25 protein-coding genes and 3 pseudogenes are annotated in these 20,157 nt (G+C 70.3%); 21 read left to right on the forward strand and 7 right to left on the reverse strand.

The features are described from left to right. Nucleotides 1-201 precede the first annotated feature (201 nt). Nucleotides 202-707: pseudogene (locus tag ACRAWC_RS25170) on the reverse strand (CGNR zinc finger domain-containing protein). Nucleotides 708-891: 184 nt separating this feature from the next. On the opposite strand from ACRAWC_RS25170, the pseudogene ACRAWC_RS25175 reads away from it, so the two are divergent. The 6 genes and pseudogenes from ACRAWC_RS25175 to ACRAWC_RS25200 all read left to right on the forward strand — a co-directional run. After that, a pseudogene (locus ACRAWC_RS25175) lies at nt 892-1,197 on the forward strand (EamA family transporter); the annotation flags it as partial. Between the two features lie 118 nt (nt 1,198-1,315). Beyond that, nucleotides 1,316-2,080, forward strand: a complete 765-nt coding sequence (locus ACRAWC_RS25180) for a DMT family transporter (RefSeq protein ID WP_431349994.1) — start codon at nt 1,316-1,318, stop codon at nt 2,078-2,080. Beyond that, a complete protein-coding gene (locus ACRAWC_RS25185; protein ID WP_431349922.1) occupies nt 2,017-2,451 on the forward strand; it encodes a class I SAM-dependent methyltransferase in 435 nt (144 codons plus the stop codon). The genes ACRAWC_RS25180 and ACRAWC_RS25185 overlap by 64 nt, the downstream gene beginning before the upstream one ends. After that, the gene (locus ACRAWC_RS25190; RefSeq protein WP_431349923.1) at nt 2,409-2,672 is read left to right on the forward strand and encodes a hypothetical protein; all 264 of its coding nucleotides are present in this window, start codon (nt 2,409-2,411) and stop codon (nt 2,670-2,672) included. The genes ACRAWC_RS25185 and ACRAWC_RS25190 overlap by 43 nt, the downstream gene beginning before the upstream one ends. A 39-nt stretch (nt 2,673-2,711) precedes the next feature. Continuing rightward, on the forward strand, nt 2,712-2,987 hold the full coding sequence (locus ACRAWC_RS25195; protein WP_431219806.1) for a hypothetical protein: 276 nt from the start codon (nt 2,712-2,714) through the stop codon (nt 2,985-2,987). A gap of 36 nt (nt 2,988-3,023) precedes the next feature. Beyond that, nucleotides 3,024-3,554, forward strand: coding sequence for a hypothetical protein (locus ACRAWC_RS25200; protein WP_431246308.1), 531 nt, complete (start codon nt 3,024-3,026; stop codon nt 3,552-3,554). A 3-nt stretch (nt 3,555-3,557) separates the two neighbouring features. On the opposite strand, the gene ACRAWC_RS25205 is transcribed toward ACRAWC_RS25200, so the two are convergent. Further along, nucleotides 3,558-3,755, reverse strand: a complete 198-nt coding sequence (locus tag ACRAWC_RS25205) for a hypothetical protein (protein WP_431246309.1) — start codon at nt 3,753-3,755, stop codon at nt 3,558-3,560. Nucleotides 3,756-3,885: 130 nt separating this feature from the next. Here ACRAWC_RS25205 and ACRAWC_RS25210 point away from each other — a divergent pair, with 130 nt between their 5' ends. Then, on the forward strand, nt 3,886-4,143 hold the full coding sequence (locus ACRAWC_RS25210; protein WP_431219809.1) for a DUF3072 domain-containing protein: 258 nt from the start codon (nt 3,886-3,888) through the stop codon (nt 4,141-4,143). Nucleotides 4,144-4,156: 13 nt separating this feature from the next. On the opposite strand, the gene ACRAWC_RS25215 is transcribed toward ACRAWC_RS25210, so the two are convergent. Both ACRAWC_RS25215 and ACRAWC_RS25220 read right to left on the reverse strand, forming a co-directional pair. Continuing rightward, nucleotides 4,157-6,802, reverse strand: coding sequence for a right-handed parallel beta-helix repeat-containing protein (locus tag ACRAWC_RS25215; RefSeq protein ID WP_431349924.1), 2,646 nt, complete (start codon nt 6,800-6,802; stop codon nt 4,157-4,159). Nucleotides 6,803-6,893: 91 nt separating this feature from the next. After that, a complete protein-coding gene (locus ACRAWC_RS25220) occupies nt 6,894-7,895 on the reverse strand; it encodes an aldo/keto reductase (RefSeq protein WP_431246311.1) in 1,002 nt (333 codons plus the stop codon). A 131-nt stretch (nt 7,896-8,026) separates the two neighbouring features. Between ACRAWC_RS25220 and ACRAWC_RS25225 the strand changes: the two genes are divergently transcribed. From ACRAWC_RS25225 to ACRAWC_RS25280, 12 genes and pseudogenes are all read left to right on the forward strand, one after another. Further along, nucleotides 8,027-8,527 carry a zinc-dependent alcohol dehydrogenase gene (locus ACRAWC_RS25225; protein WP_431349925.1) on the forward strand — a complete coding sequence of 167 codons (501 nt, stop codon included), beginning with the start codon at nt 8,027-8,029 and terminating at the stop codon, nt 8,525-8,527. Continuing rightward, nucleotides 8,521-9,042 (forward strand): zinc-binding dehydrogenase, encoded by a 522-nt coding sequence (locus tag ACRAWC_RS25230; RefSeq protein ID WP_431349926.1) that lies wholly within the window; start codon nt 8,521-8,523, stop codon nt 9,040-9,042. Before ACRAWC_RS25225 ends, ACRAWC_RS25230 begins: the two co-directional genes overlap by 7 nt. Beyond that, complete coding sequence (locus ACRAWC_RS25235; RefSeq protein WP_431246313.1) at nt 9,039-9,800, forward strand: SDR family oxidoreductase; 762 nt, start codon at nt 9,039-9,041, stop codon at nt 9,798-9,800. Before ACRAWC_RS25230 ends, ACRAWC_RS25235 begins: the two co-directional genes overlap by 4 nt. After that, complete coding sequence (eda, locus tag ACRAWC_RS25240; protein WP_431219814.1) at nt 9,797-10,402, forward strand: bifunctional 4-hydroxy-2-oxoglutarate aldolase/2-dehydro-3-deoxy-phosphogluconate aldolase; 606 nt, start codon at nt 9,797-9,799, stop codon at nt 10,400-10,402. The genes ACRAWC_RS25235 and eda overlap by 4 nt, the downstream gene beginning before the upstream one ends. Beyond that, a complete protein-coding gene (locus tag ACRAWC_RS25245; protein WP_431349927.1) occupies nt 10,399-11,382 on the forward strand; it encodes a sugar kinase in 984 nt (327 codons plus the stop codon). The genes eda and ACRAWC_RS25245 overlap by 4 nt, the downstream gene beginning before the upstream one ends. Nucleotides 11,383-11,436: 54 nt before the next feature. After that, complete coding sequence (locus ACRAWC_RS25250) at nt 11,437-12,810, forward strand: ABC transporter substrate-binding protein (protein ID WP_431349928.1); 1,374 nt, start codon at nt 11,437-11,439, stop codon at nt 12,808-12,810. Between the two features lies 1 nt (nt 12,811). Further along, nucleotides 12,812-13,753, forward strand: a complete 942-nt coding sequence (locus ACRAWC_RS25255; RefSeq protein WP_431349929.1) for a carbohydrate ABC transporter permease — start codon at nt 12,812-12,814, stop codon at nt 13,751-13,753. 2 nt (nt 13,754-13,755) lie between these two features. Further along, nucleotides 13,756-14,658, forward strand: a complete 903-nt coding sequence (locus ACRAWC_RS25260) for a carbohydrate ABC transporter permease (RefSeq protein ID WP_431219818.1) — start codon at nt 13,756-13,758, stop codon at nt 14,656-14,658. Nucleotides 14,659-14,686: 28 nt separating this feature from the next. Beyond that, nucleotides 14,687-15,865, forward strand: a complete 1,179-nt coding sequence (locus ACRAWC_RS25265; RefSeq protein ID WP_431246315.1) for a mandelate racemase/muconate lactonizing enzyme family protein — start codon at nt 14,687-14,689, stop codon at nt 15,863-15,865. Further along, nucleotides 15,862-16,200: an L-rhamnose mutarotase gene (locus tag ACRAWC_RS25270; RefSeq protein WP_431246316.1), complete on the forward strand. Its 339-nt coding sequence runs from the start codon at nt 15,862-15,864 to the stop codon at nt 16,198-16,200. Before ACRAWC_RS25265 ends, ACRAWC_RS25270 begins: the two co-directional genes overlap by 4 nt. Then, a pseudogene (locus ACRAWC_RS25275) lies at nt 16,101-16,682 on the forward strand (amidohydrolase family protein); the annotation flags it as partial. The gene ACRAWC_RS25270 and the pseudogene ACRAWC_RS25275, both read left to right, overlap by 100 nt. Continuing rightward, the gene (locus ACRAWC_RS25280) at nt 16,660-17,028 is read left to right on the forward strand and encodes an amidohydrolase family protein (RefSeq protein WP_431349930.1); all 369 of its coding nucleotides are present in this window, start codon (nt 16,660-16,662) and stop codon (nt 17,026-17,028) included. The pseudogene ACRAWC_RS25275 and the gene ACRAWC_RS25280, both read left to right, overlap by 23 nt. On the opposite strand, the gene ACRAWC_RS25285 is transcribed toward ACRAWC_RS25280, so the two are convergent. Together ACRAWC_RS25285 and ACRAWC_RS25290 are read right to left on the reverse strand one after the other, a co-directional pair. Continuing rightward, nucleotides 17,013-17,144, reverse strand: coding sequence for a hypothetical protein (locus ACRAWC_RS25285; protein WP_431349931.1), 132 nt, complete (start codon nt 17,142-17,144; stop codon nt 17,013-17,015). The two genes, ACRAWC_RS25280 and ACRAWC_RS25285, sit on opposite strands and share 16 nt — an antisense overlap. Nucleotides 17,145-17,167: 23 nt before the next feature. Continuing rightward, entirely contained in the window at nt 17,168-17,785 is a 618-nt protein-coding gene (locus ACRAWC_RS25290) for a FadR/GntR family transcriptional regulator (protein ID WP_431349932.1), read from the reverse strand. 125 nt (nt 17,786-17,910) lie between these two features. On the opposite strand from ACRAWC_RS25290, the gene ACRAWC_RS25295 reads away from it, so the two are divergent. After that, nucleotides 17,911-18,687: a COG4705 family protein gene (locus ACRAWC_RS25295; RefSeq protein ID WP_431246318.1), complete on the forward strand. Its 777-nt coding sequence runs from the start codon at nt 17,911-17,913 to the stop codon at nt 18,685-18,687. Here the strand turns inward: ACRAWC_RS25295 and ACRAWC_RS25300 are convergent. Continuing rightward, complete coding sequence (locus tag ACRAWC_RS25300) at nt 18,643-19,230, reverse strand: TetR/AcrR family transcriptional regulator (RefSeq protein ID WP_431246319.1); 588 nt, start codon at nt 19,228-19,230, stop codon at nt 18,643-18,645. The two genes, ACRAWC_RS25295 and ACRAWC_RS25300, sit on opposite strands and share 45 nt — an antisense overlap. 107 nt (nt 19,231-19,337) lie before the next feature. On the opposite strand from ACRAWC_RS25300, the gene ACRAWC_RS25305 reads away from it, so the two are divergent. After that, nucleotides 19,338-20,099 carry an SDR family NAD(P)-dependent oxidoreductase gene (locus tag ACRAWC_RS25305; protein ID WP_431246320.1) on the forward strand — a complete coding sequence of 254 codons (762 nt, stop codon included), beginning with the start codon at nt 19,338-19,340 and terminating at the stop codon, nt 20,097-20,099. Nucleotides 20,100-20,157 lie beyond the last annotated feature (58 nt).

Here is a 20,157-nt window from a genome sequence, read left to right on the forward strand (position 1 = left end):
GGCGAGCGGCCGGGGCCGCTGCAGCCTCGTCGGCGGGGTGTGCATCCTCGCGGGGGTCGTGCTCGTGCGGTCGGGCGAGATCGACCCGGCACTCGCAACGAAGGAGATCGGCGTTCGAATCTCCTTCGATGGGCAATCGCGCGGGAGATTCGAACGGGATGCGGCCGAATCTCCTTCCGAAGCGGGCGAGCGGCCGAGCGCCTAGACCTCGTGCTCCTGCCGCGCGCGGAACGCGATCATGTTCACGCGGTTGCCGCAGCGGACACTGCAGAAGCGCTTCGATCCGTTGCGCGACAGGTCGAGCACGAGTCCGGTGCAGTCGTCGGCCGCGCAGACGCGCAGTCGGTCCGTCGCCCGAGCGGATGACGTCGACCAGGGCGAGCGCGACCTCGACCCGGATGCGCTCGGCGAGCGGCGCATCCTGTGCCGTCGCGTGCAGGTGCCAGTCGAAGCCGTCGTGGCGCATGAGGTGGGGAAGGGCTCCGGGCTTCGGCGAGCATGGCGTTCACCTCGAGGGCGGCGGCGTCTCGGTCGAGCGACCAGGTGCGCCGCAGACGCTCGCGGGTGGCTCGCACCTCCTCCAGCTCGGCCTCGTCACCGTCGACGCGGCCCGAGTAGCGGTTCTCTTTCAGCAGGGCGGCGAGCTGCTCGGTCGTGGCGAGCTCGTCGCGGCCGCTGCGCGAGGCGCCGGGGTCGGTGTCGGTCAGGGCGACGGCGAACTCCAGAGCATCCAGGGTGTCAGGGGCAAAATGCAAGTTGACTCCTTACTCGACACGAGACTACCGTCGGGACCATCATCCCTTTCGATCCTGACAGGTGCATCCCATGGCGCAGCGACACCCCGCGACAGCAGGCTTCCTCATCGCCGTCCTCGCGGCTGCCTCGTTCGGGATGTCGGGCGCGTTCATCAAGCCGCTGCTCGAGAGCGGCTGGTCGCCCGTCGCGGCGGTGACGGCCCGCGCGGCCATCGGCGGGCTCGTACTGCTGCCCTTCGCCCTGTTCTCCGTGCGCGGCCGCTGGGACGCGGTCCGGCGCGGACGGTGGCGCCTGCTCGGCATGGCGCTGGTCGGTGTCGCCGGAACGCAGGTGCTGTACTTCGCGGCGATCCAGCGCATCCCGGTGAGCACCGGCATCCTGGTCGAGTACCTCGCGCCCGTGCTGCTCGTCGCCGTCGTCTGGGCGCGGACGCGCAGAGCGCCTCGCGCGGTCGTGCTTGCCGGGTCCGCGGTCGCCGTGGCGGGTCTGGTGCTCGTCGTGTCTCCGGGCGGGGCGGGCGCGCCCGACCCGCTCGGGACTGCTGCTCGCCGTCCTGGCCATGGTGGGATGCGCCGCTTTCTACATCATCGCCGCCCGGCCGAGCGACGGGCTGCCGCCAGTGGCCCTCGCCTCCGGAGGGCTTCTGATCGGCGCCGTCGCCCTCGCGCTGGTGGGCGCGACCGGGCTGCTGCCGGTCACCGTGAGCTTCGCCGACGTCGCGCTGTTCGGCGCGGCGACGCCGTGGTGGGTGCCGCTCCTGGTGGTGGGCGTCATCGCGACCGCCGTCGCATACGCCTCCAGCATCACGGCCGCGGAACTGCTCGGCTCACGGCTGGCGTCGTTCACCGGCCTCCTGGAAGTCGTCGCCGCAACCCTGTACGCGTGGCTGCTGCTCGGCGAGCGGCTCGGAGCGCTGCAGCTGCGTCGGCGGGCTGCTCATCCTCGGCGGTATCGCGCTGGTGCGCGCCGACCGCGGGGAGGGGACGCCGCGAGAGCCGCGTCGCGTGCGGAGCGAGCCGCGCGAGAGCGCCCGTCCGCTAGGCTGACAGGCTCGGCGCCGGCCGGGCGGAGGAGGCGGCCGACCGATGACCCACTACAGCGACGCGAACCGTGCGAATTGGGACGAGCGGGCCACCCTGCACGCCGACCGTGGCGAGCACGGATACCGTGTCTCGCAGTACATCTCCGACCGGGAGGTGATCTCCGGTGTCGTGAGGTTCGACCTGCTCCCGGCTCGGGTCGGTCGAGGGACTCCGGACCGTGCACCTCCAGTGCCACATCGGCACCGACACCCTCTCGCTCGCCCGGCTCGGCGCTCGCGTGACCGGGCTGGACTTCTCCGCGAATGCGATCGATGAGGCACGCGGGCTGGTAGCCGACACGGGCGACGACGTCGACTTCGTGGTCGCGGATGTGTACGACGCCGCGGCCGTTCTCGGCCCAGGGACCTTCGACCTCGTCTACACGGGCGTCGGGGCCCTCTGCTGGCTCCCGAGCGTCGACCGCTGGGCGGCCGTCGTCGCGGACCTTCTGGCACCCGGCGGCTCGCTGCATCTGCGCGAGGGCCACCCGATCCTCTGGTCGATGGATGAGCGGCTCGACGACGACCTGCATCTCCGGTTCCCCTACTTCGAGCAGGAGCAGCCGCTGGAATGGGACGACGACTCCACCTACGTCGAGACGACACGCCCCTGACCGCGACCCGCACCTATGAGTGGAACCACTCGCTCGGCGAGATCGTCACCGCCCTCATCGGTGCCGGCCTCCGCATCGACCTCCTCGAGGAGCACGACAGCGTGCCGTGGGAGGCGCTCCCCGGCCAGATGGTGACCCGCCCCGACGGCGAGTTCGCGCTCGGCGCTCTCGACGGTGTCGCGCCCCTCAGCTACACCCTGCGGGCGACGAAGCACGCCTGACCCCTTGTCGATCGCAGCGGACGCGCCGATGGTGGAGTCATGGATGACACGAGCGGCGACGGCGGCCGGCGCGGGCACGACGAGGACAAGTCGACGCTGGATGTGCGGCTGACCGGGGTGCGCGATCCGAAGGACCCGGACGGGCTGCTGACGGTGGAGCAGGATGCCGCGCGTCCCGACCCGGCCCGCTACGGGACCCCGGAGACGGACACGCTGGAGCGCGAGCGGGCGTACGTCGCGGCGCTCGGCGCCGACGGCTCGGCCGACGACCTGCCGCAGGTGCCGCCGAAGCGCGGAGTCACCGGGCTGGGCTGACGACGGGCAGCGGTCGCCCGGGGAGAGAATGGCCTGATGGCCCTCCCCGCGACCGAGCGCATCGTCCCCGTCTCCGTGCAGCGCATCGAGCTGGAGGCGGCGGTCGCCTTCGGGACGCTGCGGCGCGCGTTCGAGACCGAGGTTCCGCCCCTCGATGTCGCGCACCTGCGCGAGCTGCTGTCGTCGGGAGCGGACTGGCGGCGGCTGACGCTCGAGACGGCCGGCCCCGGCATCCACCGCTTCGTGCGGTTCTGGACGGACCACCCGACCCCGGTGATGCGGGTGGGCGGAGCGGATATCGCGAGCGCCGTCTACCTGATCGGGGACTATGCGACGGCCGCGCGGATGTTCCGCCACGACCCGGGCACCCTCCTGTACACGCCCATCCGCGTCGAGCTGCACGCCGCCCGCGACGGGGGCACCGTGCTCACCGTCGATCAGCCGAGCAGCCGGCTCGGCAGCTTCGGCAACAACAAGATCACACAGGCCGGTTTCGAACTCGACCGGATGCTCGGCGACCTGCTCGAGGAGCTCGGCCTGCCGCGGCCCAGCGTGCTCCGGCGCTGAGGGTCAGCCTTCGGGGCCCGGCACGTCGGGCCCCGTGACCGCCACCTCGCAGCGGTACCAGACGCCCGCCACGCCGCCGGCGTCCACCCACGAGCGGACGACCTCGTAGCGGCGCGGCACGTCGCCCTGGGTCGGCTGCTGCGACATCGCATCCTCGAGCGCCTCGGCGAATCCCGCCTGAGACGAGCCCGTGACCATCATGGGAGCCCCCTTCCCGGCTCGACGGCGAGCCGATCCAGCCGCACGCTACGCCATTCCGGATCGCTGAGGCAATGGACGCGGTGCCGTCAACCCGGATGCGGTGTCGGTGCCGCGGCGTACTGTCTGCCGCATGACCGACAGCAACGACACCACGAACGGGGCAGGCGACGACGTGCTCGGCGCTCGCCGCGGCGACGACGAGAACCCGGCCAGCAAGGACCCGTCGGAATGGGTCACCGGCGACGAGCCGATGACCGCCTCCCAGCGCAGCTACCTCGACACGCTCGCCCGCGAGGCCGGCGAGGAGATTCCCGCCGACCTCACGAAGGCGCAGGCGTCCGAGCACATCGACCGCCTCCAGCAGAAGACCGGGCGCGGCCAGAACTGACCGCCGGGCAGTACTACTTCGCCGTGATCGACAGCCCGTCGAACTGGTTGATCGCCGACTGGTTCACGTCGTGGGACGTCGAGAAGATCCCCGCGTCCTGCGTGGCCGCCGCCGACGCGAGGGTCACCGGCGCGCCGATCGGCACGTAGTTCGCCCCGTCATAGGAGTACGACGCCGTGAACGCGGAGCCCGTCCGGGTGAGCTGCACCCAGATCGGCCGGAAGACGTCGACCGACGCCTTCGCCTCCGAGTCCAGGTAACCGTCGCCGTTCGCATCCCACTCGAACACGACACCGTTGCGAGCGGTCACCGCGACGACCGCGTAGCCCGCCGACGACCCCGCCTTCGAGGTGTCGTTGCGGACCATCACGCCCGACTTGGCCGACGAGTTCGCGTCGTTGACCGACACCACCCAGGCCGAGACCGCGGCGTCTGCGGTGAACGACCCGGCCTTGTAGATCGCCCCGAACTGGTCCGAGTGCTGGCCGCCCGCGCCCCAGACGTCCGGTCCGGCGGCGGCGATCCCGTAGGCGTCACCGGCCTGCCCGAAGTAGGAGCTGACCGCGGAGGAGCCCGCGGTCGAGAGGCCGGAGACCGGCGCATCCACCGGGCACCCGGTGAACCCGAACTGGTTCGCATTGAGCGAGGTGCGGTACTTCGGTGCGACGCCGGAGGCGCAGATCACGTCGCGGGCGCCGGCGGGCCAGTTGGTGCCGGTGACCTTCACGTTGTTCGTCAGCGTGTTGTTGTGCGCCGCTGCGTTCGGGGCCGAGATGCCGCCCGAGTTGTACCAGTTGTTCCGGATGGTGTTGTCGCTCGTGTTGTTCCGGAGGCTGTACGCGTTGGTGAAGACGAACGAGCCGCCCTGCACCACGTTGTTCTCGTACGTCATCGAACGCGACCCCTCGTCGAGGTAGAGCCCGACTCCGGAGATGTTGAACAGGTAGTTCTTGTCGACGACCGACCCCGGGCTGGCGGACAGGTTGTAGACCGAACCGCCGTCGGCGAAGCGCGCCTTGGTGTTGTGCACGAGGTTGCCCTCCACCGTGTTGTCCTTCAGTGTGGTGGGCGTCGTGTACAGCGTGTTCCACTTGTAGTAGCCGCGGTCGACGTAGTCGTTCGACCCGCCCGCGTCGTTGATGCCCCAGCCGTAGCCGGTGTCGATGCCGTCGTACGGAACATTGGACACCTCGTTGTGCAGGATCTTCGCGCGCGTGACGTAGGTGCTGAGGATGCCGCTGTTGTCCTTGTAGTCCACCGAGACGTGGTCGATCGTGTTGTCCTGGATCGTGATGTCCTGGTTCGTCATCCGCGGGTCGCTCGGGTGGTGCGCGTCGGGGAGCACGCCTCCGACCGCGACGCCGTGGCCGCTGTCCTCCATGAAGCGGTTGCCGACGACCTGGATGTCGCTGGCTCCGTATCCGACTCCGGTGGTCGTCGCGTTGGCGTCGTTGCCGATGCCGAGCGCCGACGATCCCAGGTTGGTGAAGGTGTTGCCGGTGAAGGAGACGCGGCTGGCGGCCGAGACCTGCACGGCGGACGGCTCCTGGAACCAGCTGGTCCGCGCCCGCTCGAACATCTCGCAGCCGCGGGAGCAGCTGGTGAACGCGTCGGCCGGCCGGTAGTCGTAGGCGCCCTTGATGAAGAGGCCGTTCTGCTGGTCGGCGTAGCCGTCGGTGGACGGTCCGAGCCAGGAGGTGCCGGAGAATTGGATTCCCGAGAACGCGAGTCCGCTGACCGGCTGGTCGTACGTGCCGCCGATGCTGATCAGCGACTGCAGGCGCGGCAGCTCGATGTCCAGCTTGTTGGGGTCGATCCCGGCAGCCGGCTTGTAGTAGAGCTTGCCGCCGCTCGGGTCGATGTACCACTGGCCCGTCTGGGTGAGGAACGCCAGCGAGTTGTCGAGGTACCAGCTCGGGCCCGCGAGGAACGAGTTCTGGACGGTGTCCCAGCCCCAGGTGTTGTTGTCCCATGCCGGCTGCGCCATCGTGATCTCCGTGCTGCTGATGCTCTGCACGGGCGAGTAGCGGTTCGTGAAGTCGCCGAGCGACTCGAACTCGATGCGCGACTGGTCGGGCAGGCCCGCCAGGTATCCGAGCGCGGGGTTCTTGATGGTGAGACCGGTGGCGGTCGGCGTCACGTCCGCGTTCGCGAGGCGGATGGCCGCACGCGGCGCGATGGTGCCGTTGACGTAGAGCTGACGCGTGTCCAGCCCCGCGGGGGTCGGTGCCTCCCAGATGCCCGCACCTGCCGCTGAGGCGGTCCAGCCGGTGACGGCCGAGGATCCGCTGATGACGGGGTGGGCGCCCGGCGCGGCCGTCCAGCGGACGGTGTTGTCGCCGCCGCCGTCGCCGGCGTCGAACGACAGCGGCTTGTCGAGACGGTACGTGCCGTCCGCCAGCTGCACGGTGACGTCGCCGTGCTTGATGGACGGCCTCAGCACGTGCTGCGCCCGCTCGAGCGAGCAGGGCATCGACTGGCTGCAATGCCCGGCGTCCTTGCCGTCGGGCGCTGCGTAGAAGATGGTCGATGGAGCGGCTTCGGCCCGGAGCGGGATGAGCGCGGAGGCGATGACGACGCCTGCGCCGAGGATCGCCAGCAGCGCCGGCCTTCCCTTCCGCCTGGTCGTCGATCGTCGCGAGACTGACGTCGATGTCATATTCGATCGCTTCCTGTTCGTGGGAGGCATCGGCGCCCCCGCACACAGGGTTATCATACGTATGATGTTTAAATCAAGAGACGTGTGATGTTTACGCCAGAATCGCGCGTGCGGGATCTGCGGCCAGGCCCGACGCATCCAGGTCGTGCCAGAGTGCCTCCGGGATCTCGGTCCCGTGGCGCTCGACGGTGCTCTGGACGTGACCGGCGGTCCGCATCCCGGTGACGACGGAGACGACCGCCGGGTGCCGGAGCGGATACTGGACGGCGGCCGCCGGCAGGCTCACGCCGTGATCGCGGCAGACATCCGCGATGCGCCGCGCGCGCTCGACCACCTCGGCCGGAGCCGAGCCGTAGTCGAAGTGCGCGCTCGGGTCGATCCGATCGGTGCTCAGGAGCCCGGAGTTGTACACGGCGGCGGCGACCACGCCGACGCCGCGTTCCATCGCGGCCGGGAGGAGGTCGTCGAGCGCGGCGCCGTCGAGGAGGGTGAAGCGCCCGGCGACCATGACGACGTCGACATCGGTGCGGCGGACGAACTCCGCGAGCATCGCCGACTGGTTCATGCCGGCGCCGACCGCGCCGACGACGCCTTGCTCCCGCAGCTCCACGAGAGCGTCGACCCCGGTGGTGGAGGCGGACTCCCAGTGGTCGTCAGGATCGTGCAGGTAGGCGATGTCGAGCCGGTCCGTCCCGAGGCGGCTGAGCGACTGCTCCACCGACCGGAGGATCCCGTCGCGGCTGAAGTCCCACACCCGCCGGGTGCTCGCCGGCACCACGAAGCCGTCGTCGTCCAGCCGGTCGGCGGTGTCCGGGCTGTCCACCAGCAGCCGGCCCACCTTGGACGAGAGCGCGATGCGGTCGCGGGGCGTGCCGCGGAGCGCGCGACCCAGTCGTTGCTCCGAGAGTCCGAGCCCGTAGTGCGGGGCGGTGTCGAAGTACCGCAGGCCCTCATCCCAGGCCGCCCTCACGGCGTCCTGGGCCTCGGCGTCGGTCGTCTCCCGGAAGAGGTTCCCGAGTTGGGCGGCGCCGAACCCCAGCTCGGTGAGGGCGGTTCCCGTGCGCAGGGCGCGGGTGGGCAGTGTCGAGGTCATCGCGGGGCCTTCTTCGTCGGTGGAGCAGGATCGCTTCCTTCAGCATACGTATTATGTTTGGATAATTCGAGACGAGGACGTCACGCCCGGTCCGTTCCGGACAGGCGATGGCGAGGAAGGAGCGGCCGGCGATGTTGGCGGCGAACTACGTAGGCGAGCGCACGATCACGATCGAGGAGCGGGAGGCGGCCGAGCTGCGACCGGGCGAGGTGCGCGTCGCGGTGGCCTACGTGGGCATCTGCGGCACCGATCTGCACGTCTTCCACGGCGACATGGATGCGCGGGTCACGATGCCGGCGACGATCGGCCACGAGATGTCCGGCACCATCGCGGAGATCGGGCCCGACGTCGACGGCTGGGCGGTGGGCGACGCCGTCACGGTCATGCCGTTGGCGTGGGACGGCACCTGTCCGGCCTGCCGAGCGGGCAACGAGCACATCTGCCAGAACCTCGACTTCATCGGGATCGACAGCCCTGGCGCACTCCAGCAGAGCTGGAACGTCCCGGCGTCGACCCTCGTCCGCCTGCCGGAGGGGGTCTCGCTGCGGGAGGCCGCGCTGGTCGAACCCGTCGCCGTGGCCGTGCACGACGTGCGGCGTTCGGAGCTCGCCCCGGCGACCGCGCCGTGGTGATCGGAGCGGGGCCGATCGGCGTGCTGATCGCCACGGTCGCGACCGCATTCGGTGCGGACGTGGTGATCGCGGAGATCGACCCGGGACGTCGCGCCGCCGCCGAGGAGATGGGCCTGTGGACGCTCGACCCGAGCGCGGTCGATCAGGTCGCCTGGGTGGAGGAATGGACCGGGGGAGCGGGAGCCGACGTTGTCTTCGAGGTCTCCGGGTCGGCGGCGGCCGTGCTCGGCGCGACCTCGCTCGCGAAGGTGCGCGGAACGCTCGTCGTCGTGGCCATCCACTCCCAGCCGCGCCCCATCGACCTGCATCGCCTCTTCTGGCGCGAGTTGCGCATCCTCGGTGCCCGCGTCTACCAGCGTCAGGACTTCGAGCGGGCGATCGAGCTCGTGGCGGGGGGCGACATCCCCGCCGACCGGCTGATCACGCGGGTCGTGCCGCTGGCCGAGACCGCGTCCGCGTTCGAGGCGCTCGAGGCCGGGGGCGCGATGAAGATCCTCGTGGAGGTCGCGCGATGAGCGGGTTCGACCTGTCCGGCCGGCTGGCCGTCGTCACCGGCGCCAAGCGCGGGATCGGCTTCGCGATCGCGGAGGCGCTCGCCGCCGCGGGCGCCGACATCGTGGGCGTTTCGGCGACACTCGACCCGGCGTCGTCGGCGATCGGCGACCGGGTGCGGTCCCTCGGGCGGAGCTTCGAGGGCCACCGCGTCGATTTCGCCGACCGCAGCCAGGTGATCGCGCTCGCCGCCGAGCTCTCCGGGCGCGACCGGCACGCCGACATCCTCGTCAACAACGCGGGGACCATCCGCCGGGCCCCAGCGGCCGAGCATCCGCTGGACTGGTTCGACGAGGTGCTGGAGGTGGATCTCACGAGCGGCTTCGTGCTCAGCCAGGCGCTGGGCCGGCGGATGCTGGAAGCGGGCGCGGGCCGGATCGTCTTCACCGCCTCCCTCTTGTCGTTCCAGGGCGGGATCACGGTCCCGGGCTACACGGCGGCGAAGTCCGGGGTCGCCGGCCTGGTCCGCGCGCTGTCGAACGAATGGGCGGGCAAGGGAGTGACGGTGAACGGCATCGCGCCCGGGTACATCGCGACCGACAACACGCAGGCGCTGCAGGACGATCCCGATCGCTCCCGGTCCATCCTCGAGCGCATCCCGGCGGGTCGCTGGGGCGAGCCGGAGGACATCGGCGGCGCCGCGGTGTTCTTCGCCTCGGATGCCGCCCGGTACGTCTCGGGCGCGATCCTGCCCGTCGACGGAGGGTGGCTCGGGCGATGACGGCGTTCGACCCGATCCTGCCGGTCGTGGTGATCGACGATGCGCGCGACGCGGAGCCACTGGCCCGCGCTCTGCTGGCCGGCGGCATCCGGCAGGCGGAGATCACGCTGCGGACCGGCGCGGCGCTCGGCGCGTTGCGGACCATGAGCGGGGTACCGGGGCTGCGCGTCGGGGCCGGCACCGTCCTCGAACCCCAGCAGGCGGAGGCGGCGATCGATGCCGGCGCGACCTTCGTGGTGAGCCCGGGACTGGCCGACGCGGTCGTCGCCGCGTGCGAGCGCCGCGGAGTCCAGGCCGTGCCGGGCGTGGCGACGGCGACCGAGGCGATGCGGGCTCGCGCGCTGGGGCTCCGCACCGTGAAGTTCTTCCCGGCCGAGTCGTCGGGCGGTCCCGCCGCCATCTCGGCCATGGCATCCGTCTTCCCCGAGCTCGCGTTCGTTCCGACCGGCGGGATCGACGCGGCCCGCGCGGCGGCCTACCTCGCGCTTCCCGCCGTGGTCGCGGTCGGCGGCAGCTGGATGGTGCCCCGCGCCGCCATCGCGGCCGGCGACTTCGACGCGATCGAGTCGCTGTGCCGGGCCGCCGTGGAGGCCGCAGCATGACCGGCCACGTGCTCACCTTCGGCGAGACCATGGGACTGTTCCGCGCGGCGGAGATCGGAGGACTCGCCGACGTCGACACCGCGCGGATCGGGACGGGCGGCGCCGACAGCAATGTCGCCATCGGCCTGAGCCGGCTCGGCGTCCCGGCTGTCTGGGTCGGGCGCGTCGGCGCGGACGGCATCGGGCGGAGGGTCGTGCGCGACATCCTCGGGCAGGGAGTGGATGCGCGCGCGATCGTCGACCCCGGCCATCCGACCGGGCTGATGATCAAGGAGAAGCGCACGCCGCACACCACCAGGGTGTGGTTCTACCGGTCGGGGAGCGCCGGAAGCGGACTGCAGCCGACGGACGTCGACGAGGAGCTGATCGAGACCGCGGCGATGGTGCACGTCACCGGCATCACCGCGTCCATCTCCGCGTCCGGGTGGGAGACCGTACGCCGGGTGCTCGCGGTCGCCCGGGCACGCGGTGTCCCGGTCTCCTTCGACGTGAACCACCGCACGGCCCTGTGGCCGACGGGTGACCCGGCCCCGCTGTACCGGGAGATCGCCGCCTCGGCCGACGTGGTCTTCGCGGGAGACGACGAGGCCGCTCTTTGCTCGGCGGGACCACAGGCGACGCCGCTGCGCTGGTCGAGGGGATGCGCGGGCTCGGACCCGCGACGGCTGTCCTCAAGCGCGGCGCGCTGGGGAGCGCCGCCTCCGACGGCGGACCGCTCATCGAGCATCCGGCGCTCGAGGTGCCCGTGGTCGACACGGTCGGTGCCGGTGACGCGTTCGTCGCCGGCTTCCTGGCGGCCCGTCTGCGCGGGGACGCATTACCCGACTCCCTCGCGGTCGCCACTGCTGCGGGGGCCTTCGCCTGCATGGGCCTGGGCGACTGGGAGAGCATGCCGCGGACCGACGAGCTGGCGCTGCTTGGCAGCTCGGATCCGGTGTCGCGCTGATCCGCTTGGCAAACATAATACGTATGCCCTATAGTCGAGCTACGCCTCCTCGGAGTCGTCAACGAAGTCGACAAGACAAGGACATCTCATGGTCGGAATCCACACTGTGGTGCGTTCACGCCGTAGGCCGGCGCTGACCGTCGCCGCACTTGGCGCCGCGACGGCGCTCCTGGCCCTCACCGGCTGCAGCACCGGCGGGAGCTCGGCGAACGGGTCGTACGGCTTTCCCGAAGCCAAGCAGGACACCTCCTCGACGATCACCGTCTGGGTGGACGCGGACCGTCAGGCCGCGGCGAAGGCATTCGAGAAGGCGAACCCGGACACCAAGATCAAGGTCGTCACCTACGACGGGTCGGCCAACGGCTCCAACTCGTTCCGGACGAAGATGCAGCTGTTCGACCGTGCCGGCAGCGGCTGGCCGGACGTGGTCTTCTCCAGCCAGAACAACGACGCCGCCTGGGCGAGCCAGAAGAGCAACGGCAAGCAGGCCTTCGCCGCCGTGCTCGACAAGGGCCTCGTCTCCAGGGACACCCTCGGCAACTTCACCGAGGGGGCCCTCAACCCCTGCACCGTCGACGGGCAGGTGTACTGCCTCCGCAACGACCTCGCTCAGGCCGTGCTCTGGTACGACAAGACGCTGATGGACAAGTTCGGCTACGCCGTGCCCACCACGTGGGAGGAGTACCAGGCGCTCGGCGAGAAGGTCGCAACCGAGCACCCCGGGTACATCATCGGGACCGCCGGCGACGCCTGGACCCCCGAGGTATTCATGTGGGCCAGCAAGTGCCAGGCGAACGACATCACCGGGCCGAAGTCCGTCACCGTGAAGACGGACAGCGACGAGTGCAAGCGGGCCGCCGGCCTGCTCGACACCCTGCGCGAGAACAAGACCGTCCCCGCGGTCAGCGTCTTCACCCCGGAGTTCGTCAAGAGCTACGCGGGCAAGGTGCTGATGATGCCCGGCCCCGCCTGGTACGCCGGTGCGATCTTCAACAACCCGCAGTCGCTCAACGTGCCCGCCGGCGAGCTGGGCGTCGCGGCTCCGCTGCCCTGGAAGGGCGAGAGCAAGGCCGTCACCGGCAACGTCGGCGGCGGCACCTGGTTCATCTCCAGCCACTCCAAGAACCTGAAGGCCGCCGAGAAGTTCGCCCAGTTCGTGACGACCTCCGACGACTACCAGGTGCAGGTCGCGCCGGGCCACCCGGCGTACGCGCCGGCCGCCAAGAAGTGGATCGAGAAGCAGGAGTCGAGCAAGTACTACGCGACTCCGCTCGCGCCGGTCGCCACGGCCGCCTCGCAGGTGTGGGACGGCTGGGGCTACGGCGTCTTCAGCCAGGAGGCCGTCTGGGCCAAGACGATGACCCCGGCGATCACCGGCGGTAAGTCGATCGTGAGCCTGCTGCCCACCTGGCAGGAGGCCATCGCGAACCAGGCCAAGGTCAACGGATACAAGGTGAACTGACATGACCCTCGCTCCACCGAGCGACCAGCTGACCGTCGGCGCCGCACAGCGCCGGCGGCCGGCCCGGCTGCGCAGCCGGGCGCCGGGGCGCACGCCGATCGGCTACGTCTTCGTCTCGCTCTACGCCCTCCTGGCCATCGCCTTCGGCATCCTCCCGGCGCTGTACGCGGTGCTGCTCGCCTTCACCAAGGCCGACGGCGGCTTCGCCGGCCTCGACAACTTCGTCACGGTCGTCACCGACTTCCGGTTCTGGCCTGCCGTGCTGCACGTCACGATCTACCTCGTCATCTGGCTGATCGCCCTCGTGATCTTCGTGGTGCTGCTCGCGCTGGTCGTCCACTCCCTCCGGGTGCGGTGGGCGAGCACGAGCCTGCGGTTCCTCTACTATCTGCCCGGCGCGCTCGCGGGTGCGTCCAGCGTCCTGCTCTGGCTGTTCGTCCTCGACCCGACGGCGAGTCCGGTCAGCGGACTCCTCCGGCTGATGGGGCTCAACAGCTTCGTCGAGGTCATCCAGCCCGGCAACCTCCCGGCCATCTTCGCGATCATCGCTTTCTGGACGGGGGCAGGCGGCTGGATCGTGATCATGTACGGCGCACTGAACAACATCAGCACCGAGGTGATCGAAGCCGCGCGGATCGACGGCGCGAACGCCGCGCAGATCGCCGTGAGCATCCAGCTGCCGATGCTCCGCAAGTGGATCGCGTACATGGGCGTGATGTCGCTCGCGGCGGGCACGCAGCTCTTCGTCGAGCCCCAGCTGCTGAGTCAGGCGAGCAACGCCGTGGTCCCCAACGACTACTCGCTCAACCAGCTGGCCTACCAGTACGCGTTCCAGCAGAACGACTTCAACGGCGCGGCCGCGATCTCGCTCCTGCTGCTGATCGTCGCGCTCCTGCTGTCGTGGGTGTTCGTCACCCGCGGCGGCCTGTTCGAGAAGGAATGACCATGACCGCACTCACCGCAGAGCGCCGGCGCGCCAGCCTGCGCGGCTGGAGCGGCCGATCCATCGCGGGCCTCATCCTCGTCGTGTTCGTCCTGTTCTTCGCCATCCCGATCGTCTGGCTGCTGTTCGCGGTGACCAAGTCGTCCAAGGCGCTGATCGTCGCCAACCCGTTCTCGATCGGGTCGTGGTCGGACTTCGTGGCGAACTGGAACCAGCTGTTCGGCTTCCAGGACGGCGCGGTCACCGTGTGGATCGGCAACTCGGCGCTGTACTCGATCGGTGCGTTGCTCATCACGCTGATCGTCAGCATCCCGGCCGGATACGCCCTCGCCCTCACCGAGTTCCGGCTCCGCAAGGCGCTGCTCGTGCTCACCCTGGTCGTCATGCTCATCCCGAGCACGGCGCTGGTCCTGCCGGTCTTCCTCGAGCTCAACAGCGTCGGGCTGATCGGCAGCCCGCTGTCGGTGATCCTGCCGATGTCGTTCTTCCCGTTCGGCGTCTACCTGACGTACATCTACTTCTCGACCAGCATCCCGCGCGATCTGCTGGCGGCCGCACGGATCGACGGCTGCACCGAGTTCCAGGTGTTCACCCGCGTCGCGCTGCCGCTCGCCGCTCCGATCGTCGCGCTGGTCGCCTTCTTCAGCTTCGTGCAGAACTGGAACAACTTCTTCCTGCCGTTCGTGATGCTCCCGTCGAGCGACGGCTATCCGATCCAGGTCGGCCTGACGTCGCTGCTCTCGGCCACGCCGGCCTTCAACCCGAGTTCGGCGGGATCCGACTCGGTACAGCTGCCCACACTGGCGCTGGCGACGATCGTGTCGATCCTGCCCGTCCTCATCGTCTTCCTGTTCTCGCAGCGGTTCCTGGTCTCCGGGATGACCGCGGGAGGGACGAAGGAATGAGCGCGCCCGCACCGAAGGAGAACCACCGATGAAGATCACCGGCTACCGGAGCCTGAGCACCGTCCACGACTGGGGCCGTGTCACCGGCGACGTCAACGGAGTGCAGTCCGGCAACACGACACCCGTCCCCGTGCTCATCCTCGAGACGGACAGCGGCCTCGAAGGCGTCGGGGTGGGGGCCCACGCCGACATCGCCCGGGTCTTCCCCGCGGTCGACGGGGAGGATCCGCGGTCGGTCGTCGCCCTGTACGACCGGATGCTCGACTGGGTGTTCAAGGCCGGCCACTCCGGAACGACGTTCGGAACCATCGGCGCCATCGACATGGCGCTGTGGGACCTCAAGGCGAAGGCGGCCGAGGAGCCGCTGTGGCGCATGCTGGGCGCGCGCGAGCGGTTCGTGCCCGGGTACGCCTCGGGCCTCGAGTACGGGCTGACCGACGACGAGCTGGCCGAGCTGTACGGACGGTTCGCGGATCGGGGCTTCAAGGCGGGCAAGCTGAAGGGCGGCCGCGATCTCGACCGCGACCTTCCCCGGCTGGAGCTGCTGCGCGACGTCCTGAGCCGCAACTCGCGGCATCCCGCCCTCATGTTCGACGTCAACGAGTCGTGGAACCACGCGCAGGCCGCCCGCTACGTCGGCGCCATCGAGGAGCGCATCGACCTGACGTGGGTGGAGGAGCCGTTGCGCCGGTGGGATGCCGCCGGCATGGCCTCGCTCCGGGGCAAGATCCGCGCGGCCATCGCGAGCGGCGAGAACCTCACGGGTCTCGAGCAGTACCGTCCCCTGCTCGACAGCGGGGCGGTGGACATCGTCCAGGTCGGCAACGTCTGGGGGATCACGCACTTCCTCCGCGTCGCGACGCTCGCTCACGGGCACGACCTGCCGGTGAGCCCGGTCACCTACAACACCAACCCCGTCGCGCACGCGGCGGCTGCGGTGCCCAACCTGCTCACGCACGAGGTGCAGGACCTCTCCTTCCCGATCGGCTTGGATGTGGACCAGGAGTTCGACGACGGCGGCATCGTGCTCGGCGACCGGCCCGGGATCGGGATCATCGTGGACGAGGCGAGGCTGACGGGCGAGGGCGGCACACCCGCTCCTCCCGCGACGGGGCCGCACATCCGTCCGGAGCGGGCGGCTCTGCGCCTGGTGGCCGAACCCGACGTGATCGACGACCCCACCGTGCCGCTCAGGCCGGTCTCATGAGCGGGGACCCGCAGCGGTTCGCTTTCGTCGTCGGCGTCCGTCCGGAGAAGCGCGAGGAGTACCTCGAACTGCACCGCGCGGTATGGCCGGACGTCGAGGCGAAGATGACCGAGTGCAACATCCGCAACTACAGCATCTACGTGTTCGGCGACACCTTGTTCGCCTACTACGAGTACATCGGCGAGGACCTCGCGGCGGACATGCAGCGGATCGCGGACGACCCGGTGTCGCAGGAATGGTGGACGCACACCGAGCCCTGCCAGGTGCGCATCGCCGACGAACAGGACCCCGGGGCCCTCTGGCAGCCGCTCGACGAAGTGTGGCACCTCCGGTGACGGCCCGGATCGACGCCCACGTGCACCTGTGGGACCGCGCGACCGACCCGCAGGACTGGATCGATCCGGTGACGATGTCCGCCATCGACCGGGACTTCGGCGCCGAGGACCTGAGCGGGATGCTGCGAGCGACGAGCATGGAGCGCGCGGTTCTCGTGCAGGCGAGCAACAGCATGGAGGAGAGCGTCCGCCTGTCGCGCAGCGACCCCGAGGTGGTCGCGGGCCTGGTCGCATGGGTGGACCTGACCCGCGACGTGCCGCCGCAGCTCGCCGAGGCCGACGCCGGCTCGGTGCCCGTCGTCGGCGTGCGGCACCTGGCCCACATCGACCCGGATCCGGAGTGGTTGCTCCGGGCAGACGTCGCCGACGGCCTCGCCGCCCTCGGCCGGGAGGGGCTCACATTCGACCTGGTGGTCCGCGACTGGCAGCTCGGGCAGGCAGCGCAGGCAGCCGCGCGCCATGACGGTGTCGCTTTCGTGCTCGACCACCTCGGCGGCCCGCTCGCCGACGACGCCGACGCGTCGCGCTGGGAGCGAGGCCTGCGCGCTCGCGGCGCTTCCGAACGTGGCGGCGAAAGTCTCCGGTCTCACGTCCGGCCTGACGCCGGGACGCTGGACGGCGGACGATCTCCGCGGGATCGTCGATACGGCCGTGGAGGCGTTCGGGCCCGACCGTCTGCTCTACGGCTCCGATTGGCCGCTCGCCGAGCTCGGCGGCGGCGCGCCCGCGTGGCGCGAGGCGTTCGACGCGCTGGTCGCCGGCCTGTCCACATCGGAGCGGGACGCGATGCTCGGAGGCAACGCGGCCCGGGTCTACTCGGTCGGCTGACCCGTGCGTGAGCCGGGGGCGTGATCCGGCAGGCGGCGCCGCTCCCACGAGATGTGGATGTGGTCGTGCATCGCCCGCTCGGCGGCGGCCGCATCCCCGTTCGCGATCGCCGCCACGATCGCGGCGTGCTCGTCGAGCGTCAGGGCGACGGCATCCGGGGGATTGATCCCTGGTACCGGCTGGACTCGACAGCGCGCTTGTACAAGTGCTTGGCGATGTTCTCGGCGAGGCGATTGCCGGAGATCTCCATGAGTGCGTAGTGGAAGACGACATCGGCCTGCCGGAACGAGTCCGTCTCCGATTCGCTCTCCCGCATGGCGGTGAGCGCGTTCTCGAGCCGTCGCAGCCCGTCGGCGGTGTGCGACCGGGCGACAGCGCCCGCCATGGCGGACTCGAGGCTGGCGCGCACGACCGTGAGCTCGTCGAGCACGCCGAGGCTCTCGTCGTTGTCGATGAGCGCCGAGAGCACGACCGGGTCGAGCATGTTCCAATATCCGGGCGCCTGCACCTGGGTGCCGCGACCCTGCGACACGATCACCAGGCCCTTCTCCTCAAGCCGCTTCACGGACTCGCGCAGCACCGTGCGGCTGACCCCGAAATGCTCGCTGAGCGGGCCCTCCGGAGGAAGCAGATCGCCCTCTTTGAGCTGGCCGGTGACGATGATCTCGACCAGCTCGGCCACGACGGCGACGCCCAGCCGCGCGGCGGGAAGCCGTTGCGGGATGAGCCGGGCAGCGGCATCGGAGTCGGTCGCCATAGGTATGACCTTAGCGCCTCACCTCTTCGCCGGACGCGCGGGCGTCCTTTCGAAGTTCAGAAGGCTCTCAGGGCTTCGGGTCGGTTGCCCAGTCTGGCGGGGAGGCGATCCGGGAGGCTGAAGGGATGCGCAACACCGTCCCCGCCGTCACCGCCCTGTTCTGGGTCACCAAGCTGCTGACGACGGCGATGGGCGAGACAGCCTCCGACTTCCTGGTGAAGACGATCAACCCCTTCGTCGCCGTCGGTGGAGCGTTCCTGGTGTTCGCCGGTGCCCTGGTGCTGCAATTCACCGTGCGGCGCTATATCCCCTGGGTGTACTGGCTCGCCGTCCTGATGGTCGCGGTGTTCGGCACCATGGTGGCGGATGTGCTGCACGTCGAGCTGGGCATCCCGTACCTGGTCTCGACGGTCGTGTTCGCGGTGGCCCTGGCGGCGGTGTTCGCGCTCTGGTTCCTCACGCAGCGGACGCTCTCGGTGCACCGGATCGACAAGTTCCCGCGCCAGGTGTTCTATTGGTGCGCGGTGCTCGCCACCTTCGCTCTCGGCACGGCCGTCGGCGACCTGACGGCGGTGACGTTCGGGATGGGGTACTGGCTCTCCGCGCTCGTCTTCGGCATCCTGTTCGCGATCCCCGGCATCGCGTACCGCTGGTGGGGGCTGGGCGCGACCGCCGCGTTCTGGACCTCGTACGTGCTGACCCGGCCGTTCGGCGCATCCATCTCCGACGGGCTGGCGGTCTCGCACGCCCGCGGCGGCCTCGCCCTCGGAACCGGCCCGGTCAGCGTGGCGCTGTTCGCGGCGATCGTCGTCTGCGTCGTGCTGCTGAGCCGGCGCCCGCAGGCGCAAGGAGCCCTGTCACGGAAAGGCGCGCAGGGCGCGTTCGGCGACGCGCTGGAGTGACGCCCGGCTCGCGCCCGCCGAGGCCTGAACCGCCAGGCCGGTGCTGACGGTCACCAGGTATTTCGCCAGGTCGGCCGGGCGTTCGCCGGCGGAGAGGTCGCCCTCCTCGACGGCCCGCCGGAAGCGCTCGGTCAGGCGTCGCTCGCCCGCGTCGCGGCTGTCGGCGAGGAACCGGACGATCCGCTGGTCCTCCGCGCTCCCGGCGAGGCCGCCCTGGATCGAGAGGCAGCCGGCGGGCTTGCCCGGCGCCGTGATCGCGAGCACGTTGCTGCGGAGGTAGTGCTCCGCGACCGCGCGGGCGGTCGGCTCCGCGAGGGCGTCGCCCACGTAGGCCATCTCGACGTCCGCGTAGCGGGCGACCGCCTGCTTGAAGGTCTCCTCCTTGTTGCCGAAGGCGGCGTAGAGGCTCGGCCGGTTGATGCCCATGGCCGAGGTGAGGTCGTCGAGCGTGGTGCCCTCGTAGCCCTGGCGCCAGAAGACGTCGACGGCGGCATCCAGAGCCTCGTCGGTGTCGAATCCGCGTGGACGCCCGCGTCCGGCCATCCCAATCACCCCATTCTGTACCGAGTTGAAAGAAATTCTCGCACTCGGGGAATAGCGGGGCAAGCGCACTGTTTTATGTACCGTCTCGAACAGAAATGGAGAAGATCATGACCACCATCGCAGCATCCACCGGAACCCTCGCCGGCAAGAAGGCGCTCGTCACCGGGGGCGCCCGCGGGATCGGCGAGGGCATCGCCCGTGCGCTCGCGGCCCACGGCGCCGAGGTCGCCGTCACCTACCGTGCATCGCGGGAGCGCGCCGACGCACTCGTCGCCGACATCGTGGCCGCCGGGGGACGCGCCGTGGCCGTGCACGCGGACGCCTCCGACGCCGACGCCGCGCGCGCCGGAGTCCGTGACTCCGTCGCCGCGCTCGGCGGACTCGACATCCTCGTCAACAACGCGGGCGGCGGATGGTTCGAGCACTTCACCGAGACGCCCGACGAGCACATCGAGGCGACGATCGACCTGAACATCCGCGGCACCGTCTACGCCACCCAGGCCGCGATCCCGCTGCTCCCCGACGGCGGCCGGATCATCACGATCGGCAGCGTCAACGCCGAGCGGATCCCGTTCACCGGCGGGGCGGTCTACGGCCTCACCAAGGCGGCCATGGTCGGCTTCACGAAGGGCCTGGCTCGCGACCTCGCGGGGCGCGGGATCACGGTGAACGTCATCCAGCCGGGCCCGATCGACACCGAGGGCAACCCGGCCGACGGCGAAGCGGGCGACTACCTGGCCGGCTTCACGGCGTTCGGACGGTTCGGGCACAGCTCGGACGTGGGCGAGCTCGTGTCGTGGATCGCCTCCGACGCCTCCGGCTACATGACGGGCTCGGCCGTCACGATCGACGGCGGCTGGACCGCCTGAGTGCGGGCCGCACGAGCCACCCGCGAAGATTCGTGACGAATGGTCGCTATCCGCATCG

The sequence above is a fragment of the Leifsonia sp. L25 genome (genome assembly GCF_050632895.1).

Coding starts and splice junctions, on each gene's coding strand:
- ACRAWC_RS25180 (WP_431349994.1), top strand. CDS start 1,316: ATGGTGGGATGCGCCGCTTTCTACATCATCGCCGCCCGGCCGAGCGAC.
- ACRAWC_RS25190 (WP_431349923.1), top strand. CDS start 2,409: ATGGGACGACGACTCCACCTACGTCGAGACGACACGCCCCTGACCGCG.
- ACRAWC_RS25195 (WP_431219806.1), top strand. CDS start 2,712: ATGGATGACACGAGCGGCGACGGCGGCCGGCGCGGGCACGACGAGGAC.
- ACRAWC_RS25200 (WP_431246308.1), top strand. CDS start 3,024: ATGGCCCTCCCCGCGACCGAGCGCATCGTCCCCGTCTCCGTGCAGCGC.
- ACRAWC_RS25205 (WP_431246309.1), bottom strand. CDS start 3,755: ATGATGGTCACGGGCTCGTCTCAGGCGGGATTCGCCGAGGCGCTCGAG.
- ACRAWC_RS25210 (WP_431219809.1), top strand. CDS start 3,886: ATGACCGACAGCAACGACACCACGAACGGGGCAGGCGACGACGTGCTC.
- ACRAWC_RS25215 (WP_431349924.1), bottom strand. CDS start 6,802: ATGACATCGACGTCAGTCTCGCGACGATCGACGACCAGGCGGAAGGGA.
- ACRAWC_RS25220 (WP_431246311.1), bottom strand. CDS start 7,895: ATGACCTCGACACTGCCCACCCGCGCCCTGCGCACGGGAACCGCCCTC.
- ACRAWC_RS25225 (WP_431349925.1), top strand. CDS start 8,027: ATGTTGGCGGCGAACTACGTAGGCGAGCGCACGATCACGATCGAGGAG.
- ACRAWC_RS25235 (WP_431246313.1), top strand. CDS start 9,039: ATGAGCGGGTTCGACCTGTCCGGCCGGCTGGCCGTCGTCACCGGCGCC.
- eda (WP_431219814.1), top strand. CDS start 9,797: ATGACGGCGTTCGACCCGATCCTGCCGGTCGTGGTGATCGACGATGCG.
- ACRAWC_RS25245 (WP_431349927.1), top strand. CDS start 10,399: ATGACCGGCCACGTGCTCACCTTCGGCGAGACCATGGGACTGTTCCGC.
- ACRAWC_RS25250 (WP_431349928.1), top strand. CDS start 11,437: ATGGTCGGAATCCACACTGTGGTGCGTTCACGCCGTAGGCCGGCGCTG.
- ACRAWC_RS25255 (WP_431349929.1), top strand. CDS start 12,812: ATGACCCTCGCTCCACCGAGCGACCAGCTGACCGTCGGCGCCGCACAG.
- ACRAWC_RS25260 (WP_431219818.1), top strand. CDS start 13,756: ATGACCGCACTCACCGCAGAGCGCCGGCGCGCCAGCCTGCGCGGCTGG.
- ACRAWC_RS25265 (WP_431246315.1), top strand. CDS start 14,687: ATGAAGATCACCGGCTACCGGAGCCTGAGCACCGTCCACGACTGGGGC.
- ACRAWC_RS25270 (WP_431246316.1), top strand. CDS start 15,862: ATGAGCGGGGACCCGCAGCGGTTCGCTTTCGTCGTCGGCGTCCGTCCG.
- ACRAWC_RS25280 (WP_431349930.1), top strand. CDS start 16,660: ATGACGGTGTCGCTTTCGTGCTCGACCACCTCGGCGGCCCGCTCGCCG.
- ACRAWC_RS25290 (WP_431349932.1), bottom strand. CDS start 17,785: ATGGCGACCGACTCCGATGCCGCTGCCCGGCTCATCCCGCAACGGCTT.
- ACRAWC_RS25295 (WP_431246318.1), top strand. CDS start 17,911: ATGCGCAACACCGTCCCCGCCGTCACCGCCCTGTTCTGGGTCACCAAG.
- ACRAWC_RS25300 (WP_431246319.1), bottom strand. CDS start 19,230: ATGGCCGGACGCGGGCGTCCACGCGGATTCGACACCGACGAGGCTCTG.
- ACRAWC_RS25305 (WP_431246320.1), top strand. CDS start 19,338: ATGACCACCATCGCAGCATCCACCGGAACCCTCGCCGGCAAGAAGGCG.